Source organism: Agromyces archimandritae (assembly GCF_018024495.1).
GTDB lineage: Bacteria > Actinomycetota > Actinomycetes > Actinomycetales > Microbacteriaceae > Agromyces > Agromyces archimandritae.
Genome location: NZ_CP071696.1, coordinates 3,154,448 through 3,177,442 on the forward strand (window position 1 = coordinate 3,154,448; position 22,995 = coordinate 3,177,442).

19 protein-coding genes are annotated in these 22,995 nt (G+C 73.4%); 11 read left to right on the plus strand and 8 right to left on the minus strand.

What is annotated here, in order from left to right:
- Positions 1–86 precede the first annotated feature (86 nt).
- The gene (locus tag G127AT_RS14525; protein WP_210898072.1) at positions 87–1,151 is read right to left on the minus strand and encodes a GNAT family N-acetyltransferase; all 1,065 of its coding nucleotides are present in this window, start codon (positions 1,149–1,151) and stop codon (positions 87–89) included.
- A 182-nt stretch (positions 1,152–1,333) separates the two neighbouring features.
- Here G127AT_RS14525 and smc point away from each other — a divergent pair, with 182 nt between their 5' ends.
- The 3 genes from smc to G127AT_RS14540 are packed head-to-tail and all read left to right on the plus strand — an operon-like array spanning position 1,334 to position 6,309.
- Positions 1,334–4,891 carry a chromosome segregation protein SMC gene (gene smc, locus G127AT_RS14530; protein WP_210898074.1) on the plus strand — a complete coding sequence of 1,186 codons (3,558 nt, stop codon included), beginning with the start codon at positions 1,334–1,336 and terminating at the stop codon, positions 4,889–4,891.
- Positions 4,892–4,927: 36 nt separating this feature from the next.
- Complete coding sequence (gene ftsY, locus G127AT_RS14535) at positions 4,928–5,803, plus strand: signal recognition particle-docking protein FtsY (protein ID WP_210898076.1); 876 nt, start codon at positions 4,928–4,930, stop codon at positions 5,801–5,803.
- Between the two features lie 17 nt (positions 5,804–5,820).
- The gene (locus G127AT_RS14540; protein ID WP_210898078.1) at positions 5,821–6,309 is read left to right on the plus strand and encodes a DUF2004 domain-containing protein; all 489 of its coding nucleotides are present in this window, start codon (positions 5,821–5,823) and stop codon (positions 6,307–6,309) included.
- A gap of 42 nt (positions 6,310–6,351) precedes the next feature.
- Here the strand turns inward: G127AT_RS14540 and lipA are convergent, their stop codons facing one another.
- Both lipA and lipB read right to left on the minus strand, forming a co-directional pair.
- Complete coding sequence (gene lipA / locus G127AT_RS14545; RefSeq protein ID WP_210898080.1) at positions 6,352–7,335, minus strand: lipoyl synthase; 984 nt, start codon at positions 7,333–7,335, stop codon at positions 6,352–6,354.
- On the minus strand, positions 7,332–7,970 hold the full coding sequence (gene lipB, locus G127AT_RS14550; protein WP_210898082.1) for a lipoyl(octanoyl) transferase LipB: 639 nt from the start codon (positions 7,968–7,970) through the stop codon (positions 7,332–7,334). Before lipB ends, lipA begins: the two co-directional genes overlap by 4 nt.
- Positions 7,971–8,165: 195 nt before the next feature.
- On the opposite strand from lipB, the gene ffh reads away from it, so the two are divergent.
- Positions 8,166–9,737 (plus strand): signal recognition particle protein, encoded by a 1,572-nt coding sequence (gene ffh / locus G127AT_RS14555; RefSeq protein WP_210898084.1) that lies wholly within the window; start codon positions 8,166–8,168, stop codon positions 9,735–9,737.
- Between the two features lie 139 nt (positions 9,738–9,876).
- On the opposite strand, the gene G127AT_RS14560 is transcribed toward ffh, so the two are convergent.
- Genes G127AT_RS14560 through G127AT_RS14570 form a run of 3 tightly spaced genes read right to left on the minus strand, consistent with a single transcriptional unit; the run spans position 9,877 to position 13,313 of the window.
- Positions 9,877–10,548, minus strand: coding sequence for a DUF305 domain-containing protein (locus G127AT_RS14560; protein WP_210898086.1), 672 nt, complete (start codon positions 10,546–10,548; stop codon positions 9,877–9,879).
- On the minus strand, positions 10,545–12,473 hold the full coding sequence (locus G127AT_RS14565) for an LVIVD repeat-containing protein (protein ID WP_210898088.1): 1,929 nt from the start codon (positions 12,471–12,473) through the stop codon (positions 10,545–10,547). The genes G127AT_RS14560 and G127AT_RS14565 overlap by 4 nt, the downstream gene beginning before the upstream one ends.
- A 45-nt stretch (positions 12,474–12,518) precedes the next feature.
- On the minus strand, positions 12,519–13,313 hold the full coding sequence (locus G127AT_RS14570) for a spermidine synthase (protein ID WP_210898090.1): 795 nt from the start codon (positions 13,311–13,313) through the stop codon (positions 12,519–12,521).
- Positions 13,314–13,449: 136 nt separating this feature from the next.
- Between G127AT_RS14570 and G127AT_RS14575 the strand changes: the two genes are divergently transcribed.
- The 7 genes from G127AT_RS14575 to G127AT_RS14605 all read left to right on the plus strand — a co-directional run bounded on the left by G127AT_RS14575 (position 13,450) and on the right by G127AT_RS14605 (position 19,141).
- Entirely contained in the window at positions 13,450–14,466 is a 1,017-nt protein-coding gene (locus G127AT_RS14575; RefSeq protein ID WP_210898092.1) for a lipid II:glycine glycyltransferase FemX, read from the plus strand.
- Between the two features lie 59 nt (positions 14,467–14,525).
- Positions 14,526–15,968, plus strand: a complete 1,443-nt coding sequence (locus tag G127AT_RS14580) for a GH1 family beta-glucosidase (RefSeq protein WP_210898094.1) — start codon at positions 14,526–14,528, stop codon at positions 15,966–15,968.
- Between the two features lie 177 nt (positions 15,969–16,145).
- Positions 16,146–16,562 (plus strand): 30S ribosomal protein S16, encoded by a 417-nt coding sequence (gene rpsP / locus G127AT_RS14585; RefSeq protein ID WP_210898096.1) that lies wholly within the window; start codon positions 16,146–16,148, stop codon positions 16,560–16,562.
- Positions 16,563–16,566: 4 nt separating this feature from the next.
- Positions 16,567–16,803: an RNA-binding protein gene (locus tag G127AT_RS14590; RefSeq protein WP_210898098.1), complete on the plus strand. Its 237-nt coding sequence runs from the start codon at positions 16,567–16,569 to the stop codon at positions 16,801–16,803.
- Position 16,804: 1 nt separating this feature from the next.
- Positions 16,805–17,506, plus strand: a complete 702-nt coding sequence (gene rimM, locus G127AT_RS14595) for a ribosome maturation factor RimM (protein ID WP_210898100.1) — start codon at positions 16,805–16,807, stop codon at positions 17,504–17,506.
- A 9-nt stretch (positions 17,507–17,515) separates the two neighbouring features.
- Positions 17,516–18,202 (plus strand): tRNA (guanosine(37)-N1)-methyltransferase TrmD, encoded by a 687-nt coding sequence (gene trmD, locus G127AT_RS14600; RefSeq protein ID WP_210898102.1) that lies wholly within the window; start codon positions 17,516–17,518, stop codon positions 18,200–18,202.
- A gap of 171 nt (positions 18,203–18,373) precedes the next feature.
- Positions 18,374–19,141, plus strand: coding sequence for a sirohydrochlorin chelatase (locus tag G127AT_RS14605; RefSeq protein WP_244857616.1), 768 nt, complete (start codon positions 18,374–18,376; stop codon positions 19,139–19,141).
- A 60-nt stretch (positions 19,142–19,201) separates the two neighbouring features.
- Here G127AT_RS14605 and G127AT_RS14610 read toward each other — a convergent pair whose 3' ends face one another.
- Both G127AT_RS14610 and G127AT_RS14615 read right to left on the minus strand, forming a co-directional pair.
- Positions 19,202–20,824 carry an FAD-dependent oxidoreductase gene (locus tag G127AT_RS14610; RefSeq protein WP_210898104.1) on the minus strand — a complete coding sequence of 541 codons (1,623 nt, stop codon included), beginning with the start codon at positions 20,822–20,824 and terminating at the stop codon, positions 19,202–19,204.
- Positions 20,821–22,989, minus strand: coding sequence for a molybdopterin oxidoreductase family protein (locus G127AT_RS14615; protein WP_210898106.1), 2,169 nt, complete (start codon positions 22,987–22,989; stop codon positions 20,821–20,823). The genes G127AT_RS14610 and G127AT_RS14615 overlap by 4 nt, the downstream gene beginning before the upstream one ends.
- Between the last annotated feature and the right edge of the window lie 6 nt (positions 22,990–22,995).

Sequence of the window (22,995 nt, forward strand, 5' to 3'; positions counted from 1 at the left end):
CTGCATTGCGCAGGGAGGGAGAGTGCGGTCGGGGTGGGCTCGGGGAGGGAGAGGGTGGTCGGGGTGGGGAGGGTGAGTGCGGCCGCTCAGCGCGCCCAGGAGGATTCGAGGGCGATCGGGCGGAAGCCGAGCGCCGTGTTGATGCGGAGCATGTGGGCGTTCTCGTCGGCGTTCCAGGTGATGACGCGGGTGCGCTCGGGTGCCGCCCGGGTGAGGGCGAGGGCGTTGGCGAGCTTCATCCTGAGGCCGAGCCCGTGGCCTCGATACGGGGCGAGGACGATGGTGTCGTCCTGGTAGGCGACGGTCTTGCGGGGCGCGTTGGTGAGCTGGGTGTACCCGGCGATCGCGCCGTCGGCGGCGACGGCGGCGGTGAGGAAGCGGGCGCGACCGGCCTCGCGGGCCGCGCGTTCGTCGGCGCGGACGCGTGCGGCGTCCCAGACCTCGCGTTCGAAGCCGATGGCGCCGGACGGGGCATCCACCGACATGTGCTCCTTCGCGACGGCGAGGGCGTCGACCAGCTCGTCGGGTGCGGCATCCGCCCACGACACGAGCCGGTAGTCGGGCGAGGCGGTTTCGCTGTCGGCCAGTCGCGCGGCGAACTCCGCGGCGCGACCGGTCAGGGGCATCGCGCTCATCCGGTCGAGCTGGCCGAGCCGGTAGCCGTGCTCGCGGGCGAAGCGCACCACGGGGTCGTCGGCCGGCAGCCACGCGTCGCCCTGCGGGGCGAGGACGCGCTCGCCGGGTCGATCCGGGTCGGGGATCGGATGGTCGCCGAAGACGGCGAGGTTCGTGCGCCCGGCCGAGGCCGCGGCCTGTTCGACGGCGGCGAGGAGGGCCGAGCCGATGCCGCGCCGGCGGTGCTCGGGAACGACGCCGAGCGTCGGGCAGAACGCGGCGACGCCGCCGTCGACCTCCCAGAACACCGAGGCGGTGCCGATCATCCGGCCGCCCTCCCAGGCGCCGAATCTGCGGCGCTCGGTGTAGGCCTGATCGCGGGAGAAGGCGAACAGTTCGTCGACCCCGAAGCTCGTGTCGGCGTCGCCCAAGGTTTCGACCTTGAACGATTCGGCGAGGGCGGCGAAGGCCTCGAAGGGCGCCGATTCGGGCGTGCCGAGGCGCTCGGGCACCTCGATGGGGCGGATCTCGGCCATGCGGGCTCCTTCGGTCGGCAGCATTCCAGCTTCGTCGAACGGCCCCGGGTTTCGCAACACGACGGCCGCAGTGGATGCCGCGGGCGACGGTTCCCGCGTGGCGCGGCGCGGGCGGCATCCGCACGCCCCGCGGTCGACTACGCTCGAACCCGGCGTTCACGCGCAACAGGAGAGGGTGGGACGTGTACCTGAAGAGCCTGACGCTGAAGGGGTTCAAGTCGTTCGCGCAGCCGACGACCTTCGCCTTCGAGCCCGGCGTCACGTGCATCGTCGGCCCGAACGGCTCCGGCAAATCGAACGTCGTCGACGCCCTCGCCTGGGTCATGGGCGAGCAGGGCGCGAAGACCCTGCGTGGCGGCAAGATGGAAGACGTCATCTTCGCCGGCACCTCGACGCGCGGGCCGCTCGGCCGCGCCGAGGTGAGCCTCACGATCGACAACGGCGACGGCGCCCTGCCGATCGAGTATTCGGAGGTGCGGATCAGTCGCACCCTGTTCCGGAACGGCGCGAGCGAGTACGCCATCAACGGCGAGCAGTGCCGCCTGCTCGACGTGCAGGAGCTGCTCAGCGACTCGGGCCTCGGCCGCGAGATGCACGTCATCGTCGGGCAGGGGCAGCTCGACCAGGTGCTGCGCGCCTCGGCCGACGACCGTCGCGGCTTCATCGAAGAGGCCGCCGGCATCCTGAAGCATCGTCGGCGCAAGGAGAAGACGCTCCGCAAGCTCGACGCGATGCAGGCGAACCTCACGCGCCTGTCGGACCTGGCCGGGGAGATCCGCCGCCAGTTGAAGCCCCTCGGCCGGCAGGCGGAGGTCGCGCGCGAGGCGGCGCAGATCGCCGCCGTGGTCCGGGATGCCAAGGCGCGCCTCCTCGCCGACGAGGTCGCAGACCTCCGTCGCACCCTCGAGGAGGCCGGCCGCACCGAGCAGGAGCGGCAGAGCGAACGCCAGGTGCTCGCCGAACGGCTCGGCGGCATGCAGGCCCGCATCGCCGAGATCGAGGCGACGCAGCAGAGCGACGACGTCGACCGCGCACGGGCCGTCGCGCACGCCCTCGAATCGGCCGAGGAACGGCTGCGGAGCGTCCTCTCGCTCGCGAAGCAGCGCATCAGCCTCCTCGGCGAGGAGCCGACCCCCGACGACGCGTCGCCGCGGGTGAGCCGCGGCATGATCGAGGAGGCGCGCGAGGGCCTCGGCGAGCTGCAGAACGCGGTGGTGGATGCCGGTGCGGCGCTCGAGCAGGCCGCCGCCGCCGTCCGCGGCGCACGCGGGCGCCTCGACGCCGTCGACGAGGAGATCGCCGCGCGCGCCGCCGAGGTCTCCCGCTACGACCTCGCCGTGCAGAAACTCTCCGGCCAGGCCGATGCCGCCGCGTCCAAGCTCGCCGCGGTGCGCGGCGAGGTGCTGCGGCACGAGAACGCGCTCGCCGCCGCCCGCGAGCGTGCCGACGCCGCCCGCATCCAGCAGGAGCGGGTGGAGGCCGAAGCGGCCGAGGAGGTCGCCGCCGACACCGATCTCGATGAGGCGTACGAGCTCGCCCAGGCGGCCGTGTTCGAGGCCGAAGCCGATATCGAGCGCTTGCGCGAGACGCTGCACGCCGCCGAGCGCGAACGCGATGCGCTCGCCGCGAAGACGGGCGCGCTCGCCCGGGCGCTCGACATGGAGGGCGGTTCGGCCGAACTCGTCGCCGCCCGCCTCGACGGGGTGCGCGGGCTCGTCGCCGATGCCGTGCAGGTGTCGCCGGGCTACGAGTCGGCGATCGCCGCGGCGCTCGGCACCCTGGCCGACGCGGTGCTCGTCGGCACCGCCGAGGACTCCTACCGTGTGCTGGCGTGGGCGACCGAGCACGAGCTCGGCCGCATCGACCTCGTGGTCGCCGAGGCCGCCGGAACCGAGGCCGGGGGAGCCGCGCCCGCCGGGGGTGCCGCGCCCGCAGGCACTGCGCCCCGGGCATCCGCCGCGGCCGCGCACGGCACGCCAGCGCACACCGTCGTCACCGCCCCGCCGGGCGTGCTCGGCATCCTCGCCCACGTCGCGATCGTCGACGATCTGGGGGCGGCGCGGGCCGCAGGCCCGGCGCTGGCCGGAACCGGGGCGACCGTCGTCACCCGCGACGGCGAGCTCGTCACCGAGCATGTGCTCCGCGGCGGCAGCGGCGCGAGCGCCGGCCGCATCGGCCTGCTCGCCGAACTCGAATCGGCCAAGGAACGGCAGGACGAGGTGCGCCGCCTCATCGAACGCTCCGGCGGCGAGCTCGAAGCCGGCCGTCGCGTACTGGAGCAGGCCAAGCAGGCCTCCGCGCAGGCCCTCGGCGAGCTGCGCGCGTTCGACGCGAAGCTCGCCGAACGCACCGAGAAGCTGAACCGCGCCCGGGTGCAGGCCGAGGCCGCTCTCGCCGAGGCCGAACGGCTCGGCGGCGCGGCCCGCACCGCCGCCGAGCAGGTCGCCGACGCCGAGCAGGCGGCTGCCGCCGCGAAGGAGGCGCTCGAGACCGCCCGTGCGGAACCTCGCCCCGTGCTCGACGCGAGCCGGCGCGACGGCGCGCTCGCCGAGGTGGAGCGGGCCCGCGAGTCCGAGGTCGAGGCGCGGCTCGCGCTCGAGACCGCCCGCGAGCGGGTGCGCGCCGAGGAGGCGCGCATCGTCGCCCTCGAACGCCGCTTCGAGGCCGAACGCCGTCAGGCCGAGGAGGCGGCCCGCCGTGCCGTGATCCGCCGCCGGCAGCTCGCCGCGGCATCCCGCGTCGCCCGGCTCGTGCCGCCCGTGCTGGAGTCGGCCCGCGCATCCGCCGCCGAGGCCCGCACCGAGCTCGCGAAGGCCGAAGCCGAGCGGGCCGGCCGCAACGAGGAACTGAACGCGATCCGCCGCACCGAGCAGGAGCTCCGCGAGCGCGTCCAGACCGTCACGGAGGACGTGCACGGCCTGGAGCTGCGCATCTACGAGAAGAAGCTGCACGTGCAGAGCCTCGTCGAACGGGCCGCGAGCGAACTCGGCCTCGAGGAGGACGTGCTGCTCGCCGAGTACGGCCCCGGGCAGCCGATCCCGGCCGAGACGGAGGACGCTGAGCCGGCCCCGTTCGTGCGCGCCGAGCAGCAGCAGCGGCTGCAGGCCGCCGAACGCAAGCTCGGCCGGCTCGGACGGGTGAACCCCCTCGCCCTCGAGGAGTTCGCGGCGCTCGAGCAACGGCACGCCTTCCTCACCGAGCAGCTCGCCGACCTCACGAACACCCGCAAGGACCTCCTCACGATCATCGAGGAGATCGACACGAAGATGGAGTCGATCTTCCGCAGCGCCTTCGAGGACACGCGGGCGGCGTTCGCCGAGGTGTTCCCGATCCTCTTCCCGGGCGGCACGGGCGATATCTCCCTCACGAACCCCGACGATCTGCTCACCACGGGCATCGAGGTGTCGGTGCGGCCGGCCGGCAAGAAGATCGAGCGCCTCTCGCTGCTGTCGGGCGGGGAGCGTTCGCTCGCGGCCGTCGCGTTCCTGCTGGCGATCTTCACGGCCCGGCCGAGCCCGTTCTACATCATGGACGAGGTCGAGGCCGCCCTCGACGACGCGAACCTCGGGCGACTGCTCACGACGTTCGAGAACCTGCGCGCCTCCAGCCAGCTCATCGTCATCACCCATCAGAAGCGCACCATGGAGATCGCCGACGCCCTCTACGGCGTCTCGATGCGGCAGGACGGGGTGTCGGCCGTCGTCGGCCAGCGTGTGCGCGAGGAGCTCGCGAGCGCATAGCGCGGGGTGGATGCCGCGGCCCCGTAGGCTTGACGCATGGCAGAACGTGCATCCTGGTCGCTCGGTGCGGCGCTGCGTGGGGTCTTCGGGGCGAAGCGCATCGACGAGGACACCTGGGACGATCTGGAGTCCGCGCTGATCCGCGCCGATTTCGGCCCCGCGATCACCGAGGAGCTCGTCGACCGGCTGCGGGACGACGTCGCGCGCTTCCGCACGACCGACCCGAAGGATCTGCAGCGGATGCTGCGGGAGCGCGTCGAGGACCGGCTCGCGAAGTACGACCCGACCCTGAAGCTCACCGAGCGTCCGGCGGTCGTCCTCGTCGTCGGCGTGAACGGCGTCGGCAAGACGACGACGATCGGCAAGTTCGCCTACTACCTCCGCAACCTCGGCCGGAGCGTCGTCGTCGGCGCCGCCGACACCTTCCGTGCTGCGGCGGTCGAGCAGCTGGCGACGTGGGCGACGCGGGCCGGCTCGGTGGTCGTCCGCCCCGAGCGGGAGGGGCAGGATCCGGCATCCGTCGCGTTCCAGACGGTGGAGCTCGCCAAGCGCGACGGCGTGGAGGTCGCGATCATCGACACCGCCGGCCGTCTGCAGACGAAGGGCGGCCTCATGGACGAGCTCGGCAAGATCCGCCGCGTCGTCGAGAAGCAGGCGCCGGTCTCCGAGGTGCTGCTCGTGCTGGATGCGACGACGGGGCAGAACGGGCTCGCGCAGGCGGAGGCGTTCATCGAGCACGCGGGCGTCACGGGGCTCGTGATCACGAAGCTCGACGGCAGCGCGAAGGGCGGCTTCGTGCTCGCGGTGCAGGAGAAGACGGGCCTGCCGATCAAGCTCATCGGCCAGGGCGAGGGCATCGGCGATCTGACGGGCTTCACGCCGCACGTGTTCGCCCAGAAACTGGTCGGCTGACGACGAAGGGGGCAGGGATGTCCACCGAACACGATTACTTCGGGCTCATCGGCGATTACTGGTCGGAGCGGGTGGAGTTCGCCGATCAGGATGTCGAGGTCGTGCTCGATGCGGACGAGGACACGGTCTCGACGGATGCGCTGGATGCGGCCGCGGCCATGATCGGCGAGCTCGAGGTGCTCGACGCCGACATGCGCGAGGGCTTCCTCTCGCAGCTGTCGGAGACGGGCTCGCCGGTGTCGCGCTTCCTGGAGGCGGTGCTCGGCGGCGACGAGGAGACGCGCGAGCTCGCCGAGGCTGCGGTCTCCCGCGATTCGGGTGATCGACAGGTGGATGCGATCCGCTCGTTCAGCCTCGTGCGCGTCGACTTCCGGCCGGATGCGGATGCCGACGGCGACGCGTTCGCCGAGTTCGAGTACGGGCTCGCGCCGGAGGATCTCGAGCAGCGTCTGGTCGTGACGATCGACCTGAAGGCGACCGTCGTCGACGTCCGTTTCGACGAGTAGGCGCGCGGGCCGCCCCGCGGGGGTGCGGATGCCCCGGCGCGCTCAGACCGCCTGCGCGAAGCCGCGCGGCTCGGCGAGGTGGGCGAGCCCGGCCGGCAGCGGCCGCCCTTTCGAGGCCATCGACTGCGCCCAGAGCCGCCCGGCGCGGTAGGAGGAGCGCACGAGCGGGCCGGCGAGCACGCCGAGGAAGCCCAGCTCCTCGGCCGCGGCCTTGAACTCGAGGAACTCCTCCGGCGGCACCCAGCGGGCCACGGGCAGGTGGCGGGGCGAAGGCCGCAGGTACTGGGTGAGGGTGATGATGTCGGTGCCGGCGCTGCGGAGGTCGCCGAGGGCCTCGAGCACCTCCCCGGCGGTCTCGCCCATGCCGAGGATGAGGTTCGATTTCGTGATGAGGCCGGCGCCCTGGGCCCGGGTGAGCACGCCGAGGGAGCGTTCGTAGCGGAACGCGGGGCGGATCCGCTTGAAGATGCGCGGCACCGTTTCGACGTTGTGGGCGAAGACCTCGGGGCGGGCGGCGAAGACCTCTTCGAGCAGTGCGGGGGTGCCGGAGAAGTCGGTGGCGAGGATCTCGACGCCGGTGCCGGGGTTCAGCTCGTGGATGGCCCGGACGGTTTCCGCGTGGAGCCATGCGCCTTCGTCGGGCAGGTCGTCGCGGGCGACGCCGGTGACGGTGGCGTAGCGCAGGCCCATCGCGGTCACGGATTCGGCGACGCGGCGGGGTTCGTCGCGGTCGTAGGCGGCGGGCCGGCCGGTGTCGATCTGGCAGAAGTCGCAGCGCCTGGTGCACTGGGCGCCGCCGATGAGGAAGGTGGCCTCGCGGTCCTCCCAGCACTCGTAGATGTTGGGGCAGCCCGCCTCCTGGCAGACGGTGTGCAGCCCTTCGCCGCGGACGAGGGCGTCGAGTTCGCGGTATTCGGGGCCCATGCGGGCGGTCGTCTTGATCCAGGCGGGTTTGCGTTCGATGGGGGTGGCGGCGTTGCGGGCCTCGATGCGGAGGAGTCTGCGGCCTTCGGGCGCGGCGCTCATGCGGCGACCGTTCCGAACTCGGCGCGGAGGGCGGCGGCGACGGTGCCGGCGATGCCGGCGGGGGTGACGGGCCGGCCGGCGACCTCGCTCGCGGTCGTGACGCCGGCGTCGGCGATGCCGCAGGGGATGATGCGGGAGAACGCGTCGAGGGCGTTGTCGCAGTTGATCGCGAAGCCGTGCATCGTCGTTCCGGACTGCACGCGGATGCCGATCGCGGCGAGTTTGGCGGTGCCTGCGGGCCGGTGGATCCACACCCCGCTGCGGCCGGGCACCCGTTGCCCGGCCACGCCGTGGGCGGCGAGGGCGTCGATGATCACGGCCTCGAGGCGGCGCACGTAGGCGACGACGTCGACGGGTTCACCGAGGCGGACGATGGGGTAGCCGACGAGCTGGCCCGGGCCGTGCCAGGTGATCTTGCCGCCGCGGTCGACGTCGACGACGGGGGTGCCGTCGACCGGGCGTTCGTGCGCCTCGGTGCGCCTGCCGGCGGTGAAGACGGGCTCGTGCTCGAGCAGCAGGAGCGTGTCGGGGCGGGCGCCTGCGGCGACCTCGGCGTGGATGCGCCGCTGCAGGTCGAGGCCTGCGGCGTAGGGGACGAGGTCGGGGGCGAGTCCTGCGGTGATGACGTCGAGCACGTCGGTCTCCTCGGGTCGGCGGGCGGGGCCCCGGATCGGAGCGCGTGGATCGGGTTCGGTGCGGGTTTCGGTACCGGGTCCAACAATAGGGTCGGCGGGTGCGGATCGGCAACGGCGCGCCGTCGGGGGAGCGCGCGGCCGGCATCCGCACCCCGCGCCGCGCACCCCGCCCGTCTCGCGTAAACTTGGCGCATCATGGCTACCTTCGGCACGCTCTCCGACCGGCTCTCCGAGACCTTCAAGAACCTCCGCACCAAGGGCAAGCTCTCGGCCGCCGACGTCGACGGCACCGTCCGCGAGATCCGCCGCGCGCTGCTGGACGCCGACGTCGCCCTCGACGTCGTGAAGTCGTTCACCGCCACCGTGCGCGAACGCGCCCTCTCCGACGAGGTCAACCGGGCGCTGAACCCCGCCCAGCAGGTCGTGCAGATCGTCAACGAGGAACTCGTCGGCATCCTCGGCGGCCAGCAGCGCCGCCTGCAGTTCGCGAAGAACCCGCCGACCGTCATCATGCTCGCCGGCCTCCAGGGCGCCGGCAAGACGACCCTGGCCGGCAAGCTCGGCAAATGGCTGAAGAAGGAGGGGCACACCCCGCTCCTCGTCGCCGCCGACCTCCAGCGGCCGAACGCCGTGAACCAGCTGCAGGTCGTCGGCTCCCAGGCCGGCGTCGACGTCTTCGCGCCCGAACCCGGCAACGGCGTCGGCGACCCCGTCAAGGTCGCCAAAGAGGCGCTGAAGCACGCCGAACGCACCCAGCACGACACCGTCGTCATCGACACCGCCGGCCGCCTCGGCGTCGACGCCGAACTCATGAAGCAGGCCGCGAACATCCGCAAGGCCACCAGCCCCGACGAGGTGCTCTTCGTCATCGACGCCATGATCGGCCAGGATGCCGTCGCGACCGCGAAGGCCTTCCAAGAGGGCGTCGACTTCACCGGCGTCGTGCTCTCCAAGCTCGACGGCGACGCCCGCGGCGGCGCGGCCCTCTCGGTCGCCTCGATCACCGGCCGGCCCATCATCTTCGCGTCCACGGGCGAGGGGCTCGACGACTTCGAGCCGTTCCACCCCGACCGCATGGCCAGCCGCATCCTCGACCTCGGCGACATCCTCACCCTCATCGAGCAGGCCCAGCAGGCCTTCGACGAGGAGGAAGCGGCCAAGGTCGCCGAGAAGATCGCGAAGGAGCAGTTCACCCTCGAGGACTTCCTCGCCCAGATGCAGCAGCTGAAGGGCGCCGGCTCCATCAAGAAGATGCTCGGGATGCTGCCCGGCGCCGGCGGCCTCCGCCAGCAGCTCGACGGCTTCGACGAGCGCGAGATCACCCGCACCGAGGCGATCATCCAGTCGATGACGCCCGCCGAACGGCAGAACACGAAGCTCCTGAACGGCTCGAGGCGCCTGCGCATCGCCAAGGGCTCCGGCATGACCGTCACCGACGTCAACCAGCTCGTGCAGCGCTTCGAGCAGGCGGCGAAGATGATGAAGACCGTCGCCCGCGGCGGCACGCCGCAGATCCCCGGCATGGGCCCCGTGCCCGGCGGCTACGGCCCCGGCAAGCGCGCCAAGAAGGGCAAGAAGTCGCAGGGCGGCTCGCGCAGCGGCAACCCCGCCAAGCGCGCCGCCGAGAACGCGGCCGCCGCGAGCGGCGCGCCGGCCCCCTCGGCCCCCACAGGCTCGGGCTTCGGCCTCGGCGGCGACAAGAAGCAGCCGCAGCCGAGCGCGGCCGACCTCGCCGAGATGCAGAAGCTCCTCGGCGGCGGGCGGTAGCTCGTCGGGGTGCGGGTGCCGGGCGGTTCTGCCCGGCATCGCTCCGCCGGCCCCGCCCGGCATCGCTCCGCCGGCCCCGCCCGGCATCGCTCCGCCGACCCCGCCCGGCATCGCTCCGCCGACCCCGGCGAGGCGCGGCTCAGCCGCCGAGCCCGGCGAGGCGCTCGCCGATGCCGCGCAGTCGGTCGATCTCGATCCGCTGCGCGTCGGCCATCGAGCCGGCCAGCCGCGCGACCGAGGAGTCGCCGCGCGCCGCGAGCCGCTCCGAGGCCATCTCGATCGCCCCCTCGTGGTGGCGGATCATGAGCCGCACGAACGCCGCGTCGAACGCGGCACCGCTCGCGGCGCGCGCGGCGTCGAGCTCCGCGGCGCTGAGGGCCCCCGGCATCCCCTGCGCGTCGTGCGCGTGGGTCCGCTCGGGCAGGGTGCGGCGGTCGAGCCACGCCCGCATCTCGGCGGCCTCCGCCTCCTGGGCGAGTGCGATGCGCTCGGCGAGCGCGAGGAGCTCCTCGTCCTCGCCGCGCCCCGGCGCGAGGGCGGCGAGCTCGATCGCCTGCCCGTGATGGTCGATCATGTGTTCGAGGAAGTCGAGATCGGCCTCCGAGAGCTCCGCCGGGGCCGGCGGCTCGGTCGCCGGCCGCCCGCCGGGCCCGCCGGGGCGGACGGTGAGCGCCGGATCGGCCGGGGGCGCCGCCTCCGACGCGGTGCAGCCGGCGAGCCCGGCGCCCACGGCCCCGGCGAGCAGCGCGGCGAGCAGGGCCGCAAGCAGGGCGGCGACCGGGGCCGGCCCGGGGCGGCGGATGCCGGTCACGGCGCCCCCGCACGGCGCCGCACGGCGGCCCGCTGCCGGCGGGCCGACCACACGACGAGGGCACCCGCACCGAGCAGGCCGGCGGCCCCGATGACGGCGATCCACGGGGTCGCGGAGGCGCCGGCATCCACTCGGGCAACCGAGGCGACGGCCGCATCGGCCGCCTCGGCGGCTTCGAGCACGGCGTAGGCGAACGCCGGCGCGCTCCGGTCGCCGCGCACCGCGAGCCCGTACGCGCCCGCCGCCAGCGCACCCGGCGCGAGCTCGGCCCGGAAGGCGCCGTCGGCATCGGCGGTGCCCGTCGTCAGCACCCGCTGCTCCGGCATCCACCACACGTCCACCGTCTCGCCCGGCTCGAAGACGCCCGCCGGCACCCGCACCACGACATGCTCCTCGACGCCCGGCGGCACGCTGGCCGGCGAGAGCTCCGCGACCGGCAGCGCCGCCCGCTCGCCGGCATCGGCCGGCACGACCGGCGCCTCCCGCCACACCCACGAGAACTCGGGCTGCGTCTGCGGGTTCAGCTCGCCGGAGACGTAGCGGGCGGCATCCGCGAACTCCGGCCCGGTCAGCCGAAGCACCTCGAGCCCGTCGTACATGTCGCTCGCGAAGAGGTACCCGTTGTAGAAGTACACGGACCAGATCCCGGCGGTGAAATCCATCGAATACCCGTAGCCGGGGCGGTCGAAGGAGGCGATCTCGACCGGCGCCGCCGGATCGGTGAAGTCGATGATCGACACCCCGCCCTCGAGCCACGCCTGCGCGACCACGAAGCGATCCGGAACCGGCACCACCCCGCCGGAATGCGCCACGCACTTCTCCGCGTCGTCCTGCACGCGGGCGATCTTGAACGTCGCGCCCCGCTCCAGGCGCCCGTCGGCGAGGCCCCACACGGTGTCGGCACCGCGATCCGCGCCGAACGCGGGGGAGCAGGTGTTGATGAAACCGTCGCCCAGCTCGTCCTGGAACACGACCGCGCTGCCGTCGTTCGCGAAGATCCCCGAATGCCAGAACGCCACAGCCGGGTCGCGCACACGCTGCAGCACGCGCGGATGCAGCGGGTCGGCGATGTCGAGCAGCACGCCGTCGCCGCGGCACGCCGCGACCGCGAGGCCCTTCGCCGGGTAGGCGGTCATGTCGTGGCAGCCGGTCGTCGCCCGCGTCTCGGCGCCGCCGGGCACCCGGTCGCCCGGCCCGAACGCGGTCGCGTCGTCGAAGTAGTCGACCGTGTTCGCGACGCGCGCCGCGGCCGGGTCGGCCAGCGGCACCTCGACGATCTGCACCGGGTTCCGCCCCTGGCACTCGCCGCCGTCGCCGCGGCTGTACGAGGAGATGTACAGGTACACGACGTCGCTGCGGGCCGGATCGGGCACGAGCGTGTGCGTGTGCGACCCGCAGCGCGTGTGCACGGCCGCGACGTACTCGGGATGCCGCGGATCGCTGAGGTCGAAGATGCGGATGCCCTCCCAGTGCGGTTCGGTCTCGGCGACGCGGCCGGCGTCGCAGCCGTCGTTCGACATGGGCTCGTCGACCGAGAAGAACACGAGCTCGCCGGCCGCCGACACATCGCCCTGCCCGCCCGGGCAGACGACCGCTGCCAGGAGCTCCGGGTCGGCGGGCTCGGCGATGTCCCACACGCTGAAGCCGTCGAAGTTGCCCTGCACGAGGTGATCGCCCGAGAACGCCAGATCGGAGTTGATGAAGTCGGGGTCGTCGCCCGAGCGGAACGGGTTGTCGCGGTGCGCGACCCATTCGAGCGGGCCGGAGACGACGGGATCGCGGCCGTCGGCGGCGGTGGGGGCTGCGCGAACGGATGCGTCGGCGGATGCCGCGGGCGCGGCCGGCGCGAGCAGCAGTGCCAGGGCGGCGGCGATCGCGACGCCGAGCGCCGGGCGGGCGGCTCGGCCCGCGGCGCGGCGGGGCACGGAGGCACGGCCCCCGGCATCCGCTCCGGCACCCGGCCGCATGGCCTAGTCGGCCCGCGCCTGCGCGTCGCCGGTGAACGCGTCGAGCTCTTCGCCGGCGATGACGCGGATCGGCCGCGGCTCGCGCCGCAGCATCCGCTCGAGGAGGCCGAGGTCCAGCGGCTCATCGGAGGCGATGAACTCGAGGTTGCCGTACGGGGCGTCCTCCAGCACCGCGTCCGAGACGATGATCGCCGTGTGCGCGAAGACCGCCCGCAGGGTCGCGGCCATCTCGCGGGTGAAGTCGCGCCCGCTCGATAGCAGGGAGTTCACGACCACACGGCCGCCCGGGGCGAGGCGGGCCGCGATGGATCGGAAGAAGCCCTCCGTCGTGCAATGGCCGGGCACCGCGTTGCCCGAGAAGACGTCCACGACGACGAGATCCCAGCGCGGCCCCGGCGGCTGCCCCTCGACGGCGGCGCGGGCGTCGGCGAACTCGGCGGTGATGGATGCGCCGGGCGCGGGCGGCAGGGCCTCGATCACGAAATCGTACAGTTCGCCGTACAGCTCGACGACGTGCTGCTCGGAGCCGGGGCGGGTATGCGCGAGGTAGCGGGGGATGGTCAGGGCGCCGCCGCCGAGGTGCAGGGCGCTGATCGGCGCGGCCGGCGGAAACGCGGCCTCGATGGCGTGGACGGCGAGCCGCACGTACTCCAGCTGCAGATCGCTCGGGTCGTCGGGGTTCACATGCGACTGCGTCGTGCCGCCGACGACGAGCGAGTACCCGCCGCGCGTGCCGCGCCCCGACACGAGTCTCGCCGTGATGCGATCGGTGGTGAGTTCGAGGTCGCCGCCCGTCATGTTCCGACCCTATTGCGGGTGGGCCCGTGAGGCCAGAGGCGCACCCGGCCGGCCGGAATGCTTTGCTCCGCGCGCCCTGATCAATACCATTGAATGAAGACGAAGTTGCCTATGCGCCGCCGCAGCCGGGGGGAACATGCTCGACACGCTCGCAACGCACACCGCATCGCCGTGGGACGAACAGGTCATCGGCGCGCACAGCTCACCGCACTTCATGCAGTCCGAATCGTGGGCCGAGGCCAAACGCGCCGGCCCTTGGGAGCTCGAACGGCGCCGGTTCGCCGGCCACCCCGTGCAGGTGTTCGCTCGGCACGCCGAGGGCTTCGGGCTGCTCCAGCACCTGCCCCGGGTCAGCGGCATCACCCCCGAGGCGGTGCCGGATCTCACCGAGGCCGTGCGCGAGGGCCGCGGCGAGGCCTTCGCCGCGAAGATCGAGGTGTACCAGCCGCGCGACGCCGAGCTCGTGCGGGCGTTCCGCCGGGCGGGATGGATGCCGGCGCGCGCCTCCCAGTACCGGCACGCCGTCGTCGTGGCGACCGAGGCCGGCGAGGAAGCCGCCTTCGCGGCGATGAAGAAACGCGCCCGGAACGAGGTGCGCACCGCCGAACGCCACGGCGTCGAGATCGAACGCGTCGAATGCCGCGGGTCGAACCGCGAACGCATGCACGAGCTCATCGCCGAGACCACGGAGCGGTCGGGTTCCCTGCAGCGAAGCCGCGGCTATCTCGAACGCATCTGGGAGGCCTTCGAGGCCTCCGGCCGCGGCGCCCTGTACTTCGCCCGCTACGGCGGCGAGGTCGTCGCCGGAGCCTTCGTGCTGCGGTACGGGCCGAACGCCTGGTACAAGGACGGCGGGTCGACGCGCGAGCATCCGCACGTCATGGCCTCCCGGATGCTGCACTGGCACATCATCCGCTCGCTCGCCGCCGAGGGCGTCAGCCGCTACGACCTCGGCAACATCCCGGACCCGGCCAGCGAGCATCCCGCCGGCCTCGGGCTCAGGATCTTCAAGACCGGCTTCACGCGCGACCCGGTCGAATTCCTGCCCGCCTTCGAGCTCTCCTTCCGGCCCGTGCACACCGCCTGGCGGCACGGCGGCGAGCGCGAGCACGTCGGCGCCTACCGCATGCGCACGGGGGACTACTGGTACTGAGCCGCGCGCTACAGTGAGTCGGTCCGGCGGATCGTCGGGATCGACGAGTGGAGTGCGAGATGAAGCAGGATTCCCCCGACTACCGTGACGCCGGCCTGGCATTCGGCGCCGAGTTCCTCTTCGGCAGTGCCACGGCGGCGTATCAGATCGAGGGCGCGGCGGGCGAGGACGGTCGCGGGGCATCCATCTGGGACACCTTCAGCCGCACACCCGGCAAGGTGCTGAACGGCGACACGGGCGACGTCGCCGACGATCATTACCACCGCTGGGAGGCCGACCTCGACCTCATGGCCGAACTCGGCCTCGAGGCCTACCGCTTCTCGATCGCGTGGCCGCGGATCCAGCCGACGGGGCGCGGGCCCGTCAACGAAGCGGGCCTCGCCTTCTACGAACGGCTCGTCGACGGGCTCATCGCCCGCGGCATCCGCCCCATCGCGACCCTCTACCACTGGGACCTGCCGCAGGCCCTCGAAGACGAGGGCGGCTGGGCGAACCGTGCCACCGCCTACGCCTTCGCCGACTACGCGCGTCTCGTCGGGCAGCGCCTCGGCGACCGGATCGAGATCTGGACGACCCTGAACGAACCGTGGTGCTCGGCCTACCTCGGCTACGGCTCGGGCGTGCACGCGCCGGGCGTCACCGACCGCGCGAAGGCGCTCGCCGCCGTCCACCACCTGAACCTCGCCCACGGCCTCGGCCTCGCAGCCCTCCGCGAGGTCGTCACGAACGACCCCGGCTTCTCGATCACGCTGAACCTGCACGTCTCCCGCCCCGAGGGGCCGAGCGGACCGGAGGCCGTGCGCCGCATCGACGGGCTCGCCAACCGGGTCTTCCTCGAGCCGATCCTCGACGGGCGCTACCCGGCCGACGTCCTCGAAGACACGGCCGCCGTCACCGACTGGTCGTTCGTGGAGGACGGCGACCTCGAGATCATCTCGGGGGTGCCGATCAGCGTGCTCGGCGTGAACTACTACTCGAGCGGGCGCGTGCGGGTGTGGGACGGAGAGGGGCCGAAGGCCTCGGCCGACGGGCACAAGGACGGCGCAGGCACCCCGTGGCCGGGCGCGGCCGAGGAGGTCGAGTTCCTCGAACAGCCCGGGCCGTACACGGCGATGGGGTGGAACATCGACCCCTCCGGGCTCGAGGAGCTGCTCGTCGGGCTGCACGAGCGCTACCCGGAGCTGCCGCTCATGGTCACCGAGAACGGGGCGGCGTTCGACGACGTCGTCGAAGACGGCGCGGTGCACGACGCGGCCCGCACCGACTACCTCCGCCGACACTTCACGGCCGCGCACCGGGCGATGGGGCGCGGGGTGCCGCTCACCGGCTACCAGGTGTGGTCGCTGCTCGACAATTTCGAGTGGGCCTACGGCTACTCCAAGCGCTTCGGGATCGTCCGGGTCGAATACGAGACCCTCGAGCGGCTGCCGAAGGACTCGGCGGGGTGGTACGCCGAACTCATCCGCACCCGGCGCATCCCCGAGGCGCCCGTCGCCTCCTGACGCGCGCCGTCAAGCGGGAGGATTATCTTCGGGGCGAGAAATCTGCAAGAATGGTCTGTCGAGTTCCGTTCGTCCGACCCTCTATCCGACGCGCGGAACACCCTCGAGCTTCCGCCGGGTGTGCACCCCACGCTCACGGCTGTCAGTTCAACACTTTTCATCACCATCAGGAGAATTGTGGCTGTCAAGATCCGCCTCAAGCGGCTCGGTAAGATCCGCGCCCCGTACTACCGCATCGTCGTGGCCGACTCGCGCACCAAGCGCGACGGCCGCGTGATCGAAGAGATCGGCAAGTACCACCCCACCGAGGAGCCCTCGTTCATCGAGGTCGACTCCGAGCGCGCCCAGTACTGGCTCGGCGTCGGCGCACAGCCGACCGAGCAGGTGCGCGCCATCCTCAAGCTCACCGGCGACTGGGGCACCTTCAAGGGCGAGAAGGATGCGAAGTCCACCGTCAAGGTCGCCGAGCCGAAGGCCGAGTACCAGGCCGACGAGCAGAAGAAGACCGTCGTCAAGCCGAAGGCCGAGAAGCCGGCCAAGGCCGAGGAGCCGGAGGCCGACGCCTCCGCCGCCGACGAGACGGCCGAGGCGTAAGCAATTGCTCACCTCCGCGCTCGAACACCTCGTCAAGGGAATCGTCGATCACCCCGATGACGTCGAGATCGTGGCCGCGGCGAGTGCACGCGGCGAGGTCCTCGAGGTTCATGTGAACCCCGAGGACCTCGGTCGCGTCATCGGCCGGTCCGGCCGCACGGCCAAGGCCCTCCGTACGCTCGTGACGGCGCTCGCCGACGGTCGTCGCGTGCGCGTCGACGTCGTCGACACCGACCGCTGACGTGGCCCGGTCCCCGCGAACCCAGCTCCGTGTCGGCCGCCTCACCAAGGCCCACGGCCTGAAGGGCGCCCTCAAGCTCGAGCTCTACACCGACGACCCCGAGCGCCGCTTCGTGCCGGGCGCGGTGTTCTCCCTGCAGGTGCCGGAGTCCTCGCCCTGGCACGGCAAGCACCTCACCTTCCGCGAACTGCGCTGGTACAACCAGCAGCCCGTCGGCTTCTTCGAGGGCGTCGACGACCGCACCGCCGCCGAGAGCCTCGTCAAGGCGATCCTCTGGGTCGACCACGTCGACGAAGAGCCGGCCGAGCCGGACGCCTGGTACGACCACCAGCTCATCGGCCTCGACGTCGTCCGCGACGGCACGAAGATCGGCTCGGTCGTCTCGGTCGAGCACCTGCCGGCGCAGGACCTGCTCATCGTGAAGCACGCCGGCCGCGAGGTCATGGTTCCGTTCGTGAACGCCCTCGTGCCCGAGGTCGACATCGAGACCGGCACCGTGACCGTCACCCCGCCCCCCGGTCTCTTCGAGGAGCTGGCGGAGGAGGCGGCCGCGCCTGCCGAGCCGGCCTCCGAGGAGGCGGCCGCACCCGTCGAGTCCGCCGGATCCGAGGAGCCTGCGCCTTCCGAGGAGCCCGCGGCCTCCGGCGATCCCGCGGCGTCCGGCGAGGAGACGCCCGGCGAGGCGCGCGAGCCCGGCGAATAGGCTGCCGCCATGCGGATCGACATCCTCACCATCTTCCCCTCGTTCTTCGAGGTGCTCGACCTGTCGCTCGTCGGCAAGGCCCGCCAGTCCGGCCTCCTCGAGATCACCGCGCACGACCTGCGCGACTTCACCCACGACCGGCACCGCACCGTCGACGACACCCCGTACGGCGGCGGCGCCGGCATGGTCATGAAGCCCGAGCCGTGGGGCGAGGCCATCGACTCGATCGTCGGCACCGGCCCGTCGTCGGCGACCCTCGTCGTGCCGAGCCCGGCGGGCGAGCTCTTCAGCCAGCCCATCGCCCGCGAGCTCGCCGCCGCCGAGCACCTCGTGTTCGCGTGCGGCCGCTACGAGGGCATCGACCAGCGCGTCGTCGACCACTACGCCGAGCGGATGCCCGTGCGCCTGCTGAGCCTCGGGGACTACGTGCTGAACGGGGGCGAGGTCGCCGCGATGGCGATGATCGAGGCATCCGCCCGACTCGTGCCCGGCGTCATCGGCAACCCCGAGAGCCTCGTCGAGGAGTCGCACGAGGACGGCCTGCTCGAGTACCCGATCTACACCAAGCCCGCCTCCTGGCGCGGCCTCGAGGTGCCGCCGGTGCTGCTCTCGGGCCACCACGGCGAGATCGCGGCGTGGCGCCGCGCCCAGCAGCTCGAGCGCACCCGCGCCGTGCGGCCGGAACTGCTCGACTGACGCCTGCCGCTTGAGCGCGGGCATCCGCTCCGGCCCGGGCTCGCCCGGCGACCCCCCGAGTGAGGGAGTCTTCACCTGCCGGAAACACGCGGGCCCCGTCCGTGAAACACGCCCTGCCTAGCCTCGGACCCGGCGGTCCTGCTCGGCCGCGCGCGGTGAGAGGCGGTATTCGTGGCGATCGGTTCGGGTGACGGGGAACGGATCGACCTACGGCCGACGCCGTTGCGCCTGCTCGCCGTGACCCACGGGCGGCCGTCGAGCGACAACCGCGCCGCCGTCATCCGGCTGGTGGACGGCGTCGCCTCGGCCAGGCCGGACCTCGACGTGTCGATCGCCTTCGTGGATGCCGCGGGCCGCGAACTCGCCGCGGCGCTCGCCTCGAGCGCGGCCGAGCACCGCTCGGTGATCGTGCCGCTCGTGCTCTCGGCCGGCTTCCACGTGCGCACCGGCCTCGCGCAGGGCATCGACCGCCTCGCGGGCGACGGCGCCCGGCTGGCCGCCGGGCTCGGGCCGGATGCCCGCATCGTCGACGTCCTGGCCGGGCGGGTGGATGCCCTGGGGCTCCGCGAGCGCGATTCGCTCGTCCTGGCGGCGGCCGGCTCCAACGACCCGCGCGCCGTCCGGGAGTGCTTCGAGACCGCGCGCCTCCTCGGCGCCCGCCTCGGCCGCCCGGTCACCGTCGGCTTCATCGCCGCGGCCATCCCGCGCCTGCCCGACGCGATCGAGATGCTCCGTGCCGTGCACCCGGGCCACCGTATCCTCGTCGCGAGCTATCTGCTCGCGCCGGGGACCTTCTACGACCAGGTCGCCGCCTCGGGGGCCGATCTCGTCGCCGCACCCCTGCTGCTGCCCGGGGAGCCCGCCGCGGCCGCGCTCGTCGACCTCGTCCTCGACCGCTACGACGAGGCATCCGCAGCACGCCGCCGCACCACCGCCTGAGCGGCATGCTCCGCCGGCCGCCGAGCGGCCTGCGGGCGAGCCGACCGGGGTCCGGCGGTGTCAGCCGACCTGGCTGGGGGCGCCGCCGGTCTCGGCGAAGCGGGCGAGCACCTCGGCGATGCGCCCCTTGCAGCCGCCGCAGCCGGTTCCGGCGCGGGTGTCGCGCCCGACGTCGGCGACGCTCGCGGCTCCGCATGCGGCGGATGCCTCGATGCGTTCGACGGTGACGGCATTGCACCAGCACACGGTCGTCGCCGGTGCGAACGCATCGGCAGCTGCGGCCGGGTCGTGGTCGGGGCCGTCGAAGCGCAGCAGCAGCGAGCGGTCCGCCGGCAGTTCGTCGCCGCGCTCGAAGAGCAGCGTGAGCTCGGCGGCGGTGCGCGGCATCCCGACGCTCACGAAGCCCGTGAGGCGCCCCTCCGCGGTGACCATTTTGACGTAGCGGTGGTGCTCGGGGTCGGCCCACTGGGCGACCGCGGTGCCGTCGGCCGGGTCGTCCCACGGTTCGGCGTCGACCCGCCCGGCCGCGACGACGTCGACGTGCTCGGCCTTCAACATGACGACGGGCTCGCGCTCGGGCGGCATGACGGCATCCACCGCGTCCGCGCCCGACGCGCCCGCACCCGCCCCCGCCTCCTCCGAGAGCTGCGCCGCGAGCCATTCCGCCTGTCGCCATCCCGGCCCGATGAGGCCGCTCGGGGCGCCGGGCAGCCCGCCACCGGCGGCGGGCTCAGTGCCGCGCGGCACGACGTGTGCGCAGTCGCCGATCGCGTGCACCGCGGGGTCGGTCCAGCTGGCGAGCCCTTCGTCGACGACGATGCCGCCGGCGGTGCGGAGGCCGGCGAGGGTCGCGAGCTCGCTGCGGGCGGTCACCCCGCAGGACAGCAGCAGGAGGTCGCCGCGGATCTGCTTGCCGTCGGCGGTGACGAGCATGTCGAAGCGTCGCCGCCCGTCGGCGTCGTCGCGGAAGGCGATCGCTTCGGCGCGGCTGTGCGCGATGACGGAGACGCCCGTGCGTCGCAGGGCGCGGCCGAGGACGGTGCCGCCGCCGCGGTCGAGGTTGCGGGGCATGGGGTGCGGGCCGTGGTGGACGACGCACACCTGGGCGCCGGCGTGCGCGGCGGCGAGGGCGATCTCGAGGCCGAGGACGCCGGCGCCGAGGACGACGATGCGGGCGCCGGCGGTGACGGCCTCGCGCACCCGGGCGGCGTCCTCCAGATCGCGGAGCGCGGTGACGCCGGCCGGCAGCGGGTCGTCGGCGCCGATGAGCCGGTCGCCGAAGCGTTCGAGGGTGCCGGCGTCGCGCCGGGGCCGGTCGACGCCGTCGAGGGTGGGGATGTTCGCGCGGGCGCCGGTGGCGAGCACGAGCCGGTCGTAGCCGATCCGTTCGCCGTCGGCGAGCTCGACGGTGCGGGCGGCGCGGTCGACGCGGCGGGCGGCGACCCCGGTGAGCACGCGCGCGCCGGCATCCCGAAGCGCATCGGGGTCGGCGATCAGCATCGAGTCGAGTCCGACGGCGCCGACGGCGTGCTCGGCGACGAGGACCCGGTTGTAGGGGTCTGCGGTCTCGGCGCCGACGACGGTGAGCGCGATGCGGCCGTTTCGGAGCCCTGGCAGCAGTTCCTCGGCGAAGCGGGCCCCGACGGGGCCGTAGCCGACGAGCACGATGCGGAACGGTCTCATCCGGCCTCCACGATGATGCGCCGCACGGTGACGGCGGCGGTTTTGAACTCTGGCATCGATGAGACCGGGTCGACGGCGTCGGAGGTGACGAGGTTCGCCGTCTCGTCGCCCGGATAGTGGAACGGGGCGAAGAGGGTGTCGGGGCGGATGTCGGTGCTGAGGCTGGCGAGGCCCCGGACGCGTCCGCGGTCGTTGCCGAGTTCGATCGGGTCGCCGTCGGCGATGCCGTGCGCCTCGGCGGTCGCCGGGTGGAGCGTGATGCGGGCGACGGGCTGCGCGTCGCGGAGTTCGGCGACGCGGCGGGTCTGGGCGCCGGACTGGTAGTGCTCGAGGAGGCGGCCGGTGACCAGCGTGAGGCGGGCCGCGGCGGCTTCGCGTTCGGGGTGCGGATGCCGGGCGACGCTCACGATGCGGGCGAGCCCGTCGGGGTGGGCGAAGCGATCTGCGAAGAGCCGCGGGGTGCCGGTCGAGCCGCGCGGGTACGGCCAGTGGGCGGCCTCACCGGCATCCAGGAGCCCGTAGTCGATGCCCGAGTAGTCGGCGATGCCGCCCTCGGAGGCGAGCCGGAGCTCTTCGAAGACGGCGCGCGGTTCGTCGGGCCACGCGGACGGGGCGTCGAGGCGCCGGGCGAGTTCGGCGAGGATCTGCAGTTCGTCGCGGACGCCGTCGGGGGCGGCGACGGCCCGCAGCCGGCGGATGACGCGGCCCTCGAGGGAGGTCATCGTGCCCTCTTCTTCGGCCCACTGCCGCACGGGCAGCACGACGTCGGCGAGCGCGGCCGTCTCGGAGAGGAAGAAGTCGCAGACGACGAGGAGGTCGAGCCGGCCGAGCCCGGAGCGGACGGATGCGGCGTTCGGGGCCGAGACGACGAGGTTCGAGCCGTGCACGAGGAGGGTGCGCACGCCGCCGGGCCGGCCGAGCGAGGCGAGCAGTTCGACGGCGGGCACGCCGGGCCCGGGGATGGATGCTTCGGGCACGCCCCAGACGGCGGCGAGATGGGCGCGGGCGGCGGGGTCGGTGATCTTCCGGTACCCGGGCAGCTGGTCGGCTTTCTGCCCGTGTTCGCGGCCGCCCTGCCCGTTGCCCTGGCCGGTGAGGGTGCCGTAGCCGGAGCCGGGGGTTCCGGGCAGACCGAGCGCGAGGGCGAGGTTGATGGCGGCGGTGGCCGTGTCGGTGCCGTCGATGTGCTGTTCGACGCCGCGGCCGGTGAGGATGTAGGTGCCGCCGGCCGGCCGGCCGGCCGTGCCCGCATCGCCGGCGGGACGGGAGGCGAGCCGGCGCGCGACGGCGCGGATGGTCGCGGCCGGCACCCCGGTGACGGATGCCGTCCGCTCCGGCCACCACGCGGCGACGCTCCGGCGCAGCCCGCGGGCGCCGCTCGTGCGGGCGGCGAGGTAGCCCTCGTCGACGAGGCCCTCGGCGAAGACGACGTGGGTGATGCCGAGGAGGAGGGCGAGGTCGCTGCCGGGGGTGGGCTGGACGTGCAGGCCCGCGCCGTCGCCGGCGAGGCGGGCGGTCGGGGTCCGCCGGGGGTCGACGACGATGAGGCCGCCGGCGGACTGCGCCCCGGCGAGGTGCCCGGCGAAGGGCGGCATGGTCTCGGCGACGTTCGTGCCGAGGAGCAGGATCGTGGATGCGCCGTCGAGGTCTTCGACGGGGAACGGCAGCCCCCGGTCGAGGCCGAAGGCGCGGGAGCCGGCTGCGGCGGCCGAAGACATGCAGAAGCGGCCGTTGTAGTCGATGCGGCTCGTGCCGACGGCGATGCGGGCGAACTTGCCGAGCAGGTACGCCTTCTCGTTCGTGAGGCCCCCGCCGCCGAAGACGCCGACGGCGTCCGCACCGTGTTCGAGCCGGGTGCGGCGGATGCCGCGGGCGACGAGATCGAGGGCTTCGTCCCATCCGGTCTCGGTGAAGCGCCCGTCGGCGCCGCGCACGAGCGGGGCCGTGAGGCGCCCGGCGCCGCCGAGCAGTTCCGCCGACGTCCAGCCCTTCTTGCAGAGCCCGCCGCGGTTGGTCGGGAAGTCGCGCGGGGCGACCTCCACCGGCACGGCCCGACCGGCCGCAGGCGTGAGGGTCATCGCGCACTGCAGTGCGCAATACGGGCAGTGGGTGGCGGTCGCCGCCGCGTGCTGCGGGACGACGGACGGTTCGGCCAGCGTGGTCATCCGCCC